Below are 5,626 nucleotides of genomic sequence, written 5' to 3'. Positions count from 1 at the left end.
TTTGATATCCCCCGATGCAATTGAGAACTGGTCTTCGATACCGGTGAGCCTGACAATACCTGCCTTGGCTGTCTGAACATTATTGACTGCCACAATCTGATCGGTTTTAGCCTTTGACAATTCAGCCCGGGCCCTGTAAAGCGCTGTTTTTGTCACACTACCCACCCTAAGTTTTTCATTTATCGAATCTCGGTATGTGCTCAAGCGCTCAACTTCGGCATCCGCCACCTCCACCAGACGTTTCAAATTCAATGCCTGGATATAGGCCTGGGCCACCTGGAAAATGTAATCAGTTCTAATGGTTTGTTCTGAATATTTTGCCTTTTCAATGCCTTTTTTACTGACATCATAGGCGATCAGTTCCCTGCCGTTCAGGGTAAATGACTGGGTGAGTTTGCCGCCTAAGGTATTTACATCAGGCGTGTAATAGTCGTCGTTTTTATAATTCAGGTAACTGGCGTATAGCGTAGCTGCAGGAATAAGCACGGACTGGGCACGTTTTTTATCCTGTTCGGCAATATAGGTCTGCTCCCTGGCAATCTGGATACTTTCTGCATTTTTATTGGCGATTCGACATAATTGTTTCAGGGTATATGACGGCTTGCAAAAAGCTTGTGCTGAAAATCCGAAAAGCAGTAACAATGATACCAGAACGAAGAGATGAATCTTGTTTATTTTTAACATTATAACTTTTGGGGGTCGAGGGTTAAAGTCAGTCAAGCAATGAACTTGAGCCACCCTGCCTGGAAGATACACTCAGACCTATAACCCAGCCAAGGAGAAGCACGCCCACACCGGCCAGAAACCATTTAATCATGCCGGTTTTAAACATGAATTCGTAGTTACCCTTTGGCTGGGCAAGTGTGTCCGGCAAAGATGTGTTCTGGGTTTTAAGGCGTTTGTTCTCTTCTAACGTATCGGTTATATTGGTAGAGGCAGACTTAAGCGCAGTATATTGTGACTTTAAGGTTTCAACGTTTTGAATCAGGACCTGGTTCTCCTTTTTCAGCTGCTCCATGACGGCGTGGTCTGGCTGTTCCGTCAATGCCCTGATTTTTTCTTCAAGGGCGGCATTTTCTTTTTTTAACTGCTCAATGATCATTGCTTTGGGTAGATCGGTTACAACATAATTTTTGTCCACCCATCCCTGCTCCCCGGATGAAAGTGCCACCTTAAGGTAGCCGTTGCTTTCTTCAATTATGGTTAAAGGGGTATCGCTTTTTAAAGCGGAGATCAGAGGGTAGCTGGGGCCGGGTCCCTTCCTGAATGTAAGAATGAGCATATCAGAGACATAAGCGGTCTGGGCACGGCATAACGCTGTGATCCCGATAACAATTAGAACAACCGAACAAATTCGTGGAAATAGTTTCATCATTATTAATTGCCTCCTTAACTGTTTTTAGTTAATTATCAGTCCTTCCCTGTTTTTACAACACCCGACATGTAAAAAAAACTTGCCAAACCGCATGGAACATGGGATCAATCATTACTTCCTGTCATTGATTACAGTCTGTTGAATTAAAACGGTTGGCGTATGAACCTGGACTCTTTCAAGAAATTGTGTATTGCCAATATCCTTAACGGGGTGTCTGACGGGTTGCGCAAATATTCAAATCCCAGCCGCGTTGCCCTGCTGTTTGCACCGGGGTCGCATGATCCGGTTCAGATATTTGACCCCCAGGATCTTTTGTTCGGGCATGAAACCGTACTTGAGGAAATATTTGTTGTTCACGAAGAACGTTGGCGGCAGCATATCGGAGAGCAGATTGAAAATCAGCCCAAAGGTTATCTTATCCCCCAGGAAAATTTGGACTTGTCAGGGCTTATTGTGTTTGCAGGCGCAAGCAGTGACTTTTTTTATCAGGTCTGGTTCACAGATCACCATCCTGACATGTGTTCCATCAAACCGACAGAAAAGTGGCTGGAACAGGCTGCTTGCCTGCTTGCCCATGATTACACTTCGGGTAATCCGCCCATCAACTGTTCGGACTATGTAGTTAAGAACTATGCGCTCCAGGCCATAGCCGATTACATGGTGGATGAGCGCAACAGTCATCTGGGGTATGATACCAAAATTCAGATACCCACGATCCTGAACCATATTCTTTCCATTTCAAAAACCAGGGAAGAGGGGGCCTGGGCAAGGGGGTATCTTTTTTTTACGGATCCGGTCAATATCGACACCATCGATTTTTTGACCATGTTCCAGCGTAGTGAAAGACCGGTAATTTCTAATATCAAACACATTAGAAAACTTCTTGTCAGTGTAGAGCGCTCAAATCGTAAACTGGTTTCCGACGGCAATTATGTTGTGGGGATCACATTAGCCCCTGTGCCCGAGTATGCTATTGTTGCTGATTTTAGGGGAGATCACGGTTTTTTGAGCCTGGGAACCCAGAAAGTAGCCTCATTTTGTGACGGCAATTTTTATTCTACCACCAGGGAAAACAAGCTGGTGGAGTTGGAGGAATTGCTTTTGGATTCACAGCTTGATATCGAAGCTGCCGGCACCCTGTTCAGTGTCGTTTCCGGGTTGATACACAAGGCAGGACATTCACATTACGGCAGTACTGTCGTGATTGATATGAACGAAGCCCCACTGGTGCTGTCCGGCCATGTGCTGGATCCCCCTTTAACCCTTATGGATCCTGATAATTATGACCTGGCCGCGGCATTTATGCGCATTGACGGGGCAGTTCAAATAACACCGGATGCTAAAATTCGCGGATTCGGCTGTCTTTTGGACGGGCAGTCCGTTACCTGGGAAAATATGGCCCGGGGTGCCAGATACAACTCGGCATTGAGATTTTCCGCGACAACATCAAAAGTGATTGTGGTTGTCGTTTCTGCCGACAGACCTATTTCAATCATATATAACGGTATTGAATTGAACGGCATATCCAGATGGAAACCCATTTATCAGTATATGCCGGAAATATTAACTCTTAAACAGCATTTGCATGGTGTGCAGATATGATGAGCTCTCATGACTCAATTTGACTTTAAATCATTATCGGATCTGGCCGGCCAGCGTTTGATGTTCGGGTTTGAGGGTCAAACCCTTAATGCTGAATTAAAATATCTGATAAAGGAATACAGGGTCGGGGGGATTATCCTGTTCCGGTCCAATATTAAATCTGCAGAGCAGTTGCGCCGTTTGTGTATGGATGCCCGAAAATATGCACTGGATCAAGGGTTGCCGGATTTGTTTGTTGCCGTGGACCAGGAAGGTGGCAAGGTGGCAAGACTGCGAAAACCCTTTACTGAATTTCCCGGCAATCCCCATATCAAGACCATTGATGATGCCCGTGAATTTGCCCGGATTACAGCATCAGAGCTTTCTGACATGGGTATTAACATGAATATGGCTCCGGTTATGGATGTAGCGCCGTCGGATGTGGATTCCATCATGAAAGACCGGGCGTTTACAGGGGGGGCAAAGCGTGTGTCCCAACTGGGTAGTGCGGTGATCCAGGGGCTTCAAAAGGGTGGGGTCATGGCTGTGGCCAAACATTTTCCCGGTATTGGCAGAACAGTAAAAGATTCCCATTCTTTTCTGCCTGAATTGGATGCGGAACTGTCCGATTTAAAACAGACAGATTTGCTCCCTTTTGAAGCTGCAAAAAAAGCACAGGTTTCAGGGATTATGCTGTCCCATATTTTTTATCCCAAACTGGATCCGGACTGGCAGGCCAGTCTGTCAAAGACCATTGCATACGATCTATTGCGACAGGATATGGAATACCAGGGCCTTGTCATGACCGATGATCTTGATATGAAGGCCATCAGTCATGATATGGATACCTGTATTCACAGGATCATGATTGCACAAATCGACATGGCTCTTGTATGCCACGCCGGACCCAATATCACCGAAGCCAGAGAGGCGATGATGCGATATCTTGAAAAGAACGCGGAGCTGTTTGAATCGGGTCGCGTTTGTGTGAAAAGGATTTTAGCGGCAAAGGAAACGTTTCTTGTTTAAAATTTTACCCGGGAATACACATCATCGCCAAGGCCGCAAACCTGGTTGTCCTGTATCATTTCCCAGCCCCTGGCTGCAATCATGGCCGCATTATCTCCGCACAGGGACAAGGGGGGATAAAACACTTTTATTTGATGCCGGCCGGCCCTTTCAGAAAGGGTGTCGACAAAGGTGCGGTTGGCGGATACCCCGCCCGCAATACCTATGCTTGAACAGTTTCTATCCCTGGCTGCAGCAAGCAGTTTGGTGGAGAGCACATCAATGACAGCCATTTGGAATCCGGCTGCCACATGGGCAGGCCGGTTTTCGCTCATATCAGGGTTTTCATGCAGGTGCCTGGCGACCGCGGATTTAAGTCCGCTGAAACTGAAGTCAAAGTTGTCTTTCCCAAGCATGCTTCGGGGAAATTTGATTTTTTCAGGGTCTCCTTTTTTTGCCAAAGCTTCAATTGCAGGTCCGCCCGGATAGCTTAACCCCATCATTTTGGCCACCTTGTCAAAGGCTTCTCCTGCGGCATCATCCCGGGTTTGGCCCATAAGGGTAAATGCGCCGGGGCCTTTGACATGATAAATATTGGTGTGTCCGCCTGACACCACAAGGGAAATGAATGGGAATCTGGGGGGATTGTCCAAAAGTTGTAAAGAGCAGATATGGGCTTCAAGATGGTTAACACCGGCCAACGGCAGGTTCCGTGCCCAGGCCAGGGCCTTGGCATAGGAAAATCCCACCAGAAGAGCGCCTATCAGTCCCGGACCCCGGGTGGCGGCAATGCCGTCAATGTCATCTAAGCTCACACCGGCTTGTGCCAGGGCCTGAACCACAATCGGGTCTATGGCTTCAAGATGCATGCGCGATGCAAGTTCAGGCACCACGCCCCCGTAAATTGCATGGGTGGATACCTGGGAGGCCACAACAGAAGAGCGAATACGCACACCGTCTTCAACGACGGCAGCTGCCGTTTCGTCGCAGGAGGATTCGATCCCGAGAATGAGCATGGGTTACCTGCCTGCAGGGTAATCAGACGTACTGGGTCTGGGTCTCGTTGTTGTGCCTTTCCAGGATTTCACCGATAAAATACGCTTTTTCTTCCATGGCAACCAGTCTATCCATGACCTCCTGGGCGGATTTTTCAGGGACCACCATCACCATGCCGATACCGTTGTTAAATGTCCGGTGCATGTCATGTTCCGGCACATTGCCTTCCCGCTGGATGATGTTGAATATTGGGGGAATCTGCCATGACCCTTTGTGGATGACGGCCTTGCATGTCTGGGGGATGACCCGGATGATGTTCTCATCTATGCCGCCGCCTGTGATATGAACCAGGCCGTGAATAGGCAGGTCACGCAGCAGGCTTAAGATCGTGGATACATAGATGATGGTAGGTTTGAGCAGTTCTTCCCCAAGGGTGGTGTCCAGATCAGCCATCCGGGTATTGACGTCATACCCGCATTTGTCAAAAAAAATCTTGCGCACCAAAGAAAAGCCATTGGAGTGAACACCTGAAGAGGCTATGCCGATAAGTTTGTGCCCCGGACGAATGTAGGAGCCGTCGATGATTTTGTTATTGTCAACGATACCGACGGAAAAACCTGACAGATCATATTCACCGCCCTGGTACATGCCGGGCATTTCAGCGGT

Annotated in this window: 6 protein-coding genes; 2 read left to right on the top strand and 4 right to left on the bottom strand. The window is 47.7% G+C overall.

The window, feature by feature from the left end; genetic code table 11:
- Together B3D59_RS01100 and B3D59_RS01095 are read right to left on the bottom strand one after the other, a co-directional pair.
- Window positions 1-684 (bottom strand): TolC family protein (locus B3D59_RS01100; protein ID WP_286817236.1); only part of this gene is annotated, 684 nt, incomplete at its 3' end.
- 28 nt (window positions 685-712) lie between these two features.
- Window positions 713-1,375 carry a TIGR04211 family SH3 domain-containing protein gene (locus B3D59_RS01095; RefSeq protein ID WP_286817235.1) on the bottom strand — a complete coding sequence of 221 codons (663 nt, stop codon included), beginning with the start codon at window positions 1,373-1,375 and terminating at the stop codon, window positions 713-715.
- Between the two features lie 159 nt (window positions 1,376-1,534).
- On the opposite strand from B3D59_RS01095, the gene B3D59_RS01090 reads away from it, so the two are divergent.
- On the top strand, window positions 1,535-2,977 hold the full coding sequence (locus tag B3D59_RS01090; protein WP_286817234.1) for a DNA integrity scanning protein DisA nucleotide-binding domain protein: 1,443 nt from the start codon (window positions 1,535-1,537) through the stop codon (window positions 2,975-2,977).
- A 9-nt stretch (window positions 2,978-2,986) separates the two neighbouring features.
- Window positions 2,987-3,985 carry a beta-N-acetylhexosaminidase gene (nagZ, locus tag B3D59_RS01085; RefSeq protein ID WP_286817233.1) on the top strand — a complete coding sequence of 333 codons (999 nt, stop codon included), beginning with the start codon at window positions 2,987-2,989 and terminating at the stop codon, window positions 3,983-3,985.
- On the opposite strand, the gene tsaD is transcribed toward nagZ, so the two are convergent.
- Together tsaD and purM are read right to left on the bottom strand one after the other, a co-directional pair.
- On the bottom strand, window positions 3,982-4,980 hold the full coding sequence (gene tsaD, locus B3D59_RS01080) for a tRNA (adenosine(37)-N6)-threonylcarbamoyltransferase complex transferase subunit TsaD (protein ID WP_286817232.1): 999 nt from the start codon (window positions 4,978-4,980) through the stop codon (window positions 3,982-3,984). The two genes, nagZ and tsaD, sit on opposite strands and share 4 nt — an antisense overlap.
- 22 nt (window positions 4,981-5,002) lie before the next feature.
- The coding region (gene purM, locus B3D59_RS01075) for a phosphoribosylformylglycinamidine cyclo-ligase (RefSeq protein ID WP_286817231.1) at window positions 5,003-5,626 on the bottom strand (624 nt) is incomplete at its 5' end.

This window comes from Desulfobacter sp. UBA2225 (assembly GCF_002348205.1).
Lineage (GTDB): Bacteria > Desulfobacterota > Desulfobacteria > Desulfobacterales > Desulfobacteraceae > Desulfobacter > Desulfobacter postgatei.
Note: the sequence above shows the minus strand (reverse complement) of the source record. Positions and strands in the feature narration are given on the sequence as shown.

Bases quoted from the DNA above. Each gene is read 5' to 3' on its own strand.
- tsaD (WP_286817232.1), bottom strand. From the start codon at position 4,980: ATGCTCATTCTCGGGATCGAATCCTCCTGCGACGAAACGGCAGCTGCC.
- B3D59_RS01095 (WP_286817235.1), bottom strand. From the start codon at position 1,375: ATGATGAAACTATTTCCACGAATTTGTTCGGTTGTTCTAATTGTTATC.
- B3D59_RS01090 (WP_286817234.1), top strand. From the start codon at position 1,535: ATGAACCTGGACTCTTTCAAGAAATTGTGTATTGCCAATATCCTTAAC.
- nagZ (WP_286817233.1), top strand. From the start codon at position 2,987: ATGACTCAATTTGACTTTAAATCATTATCGGATCTGGCCGGCCAGCGT.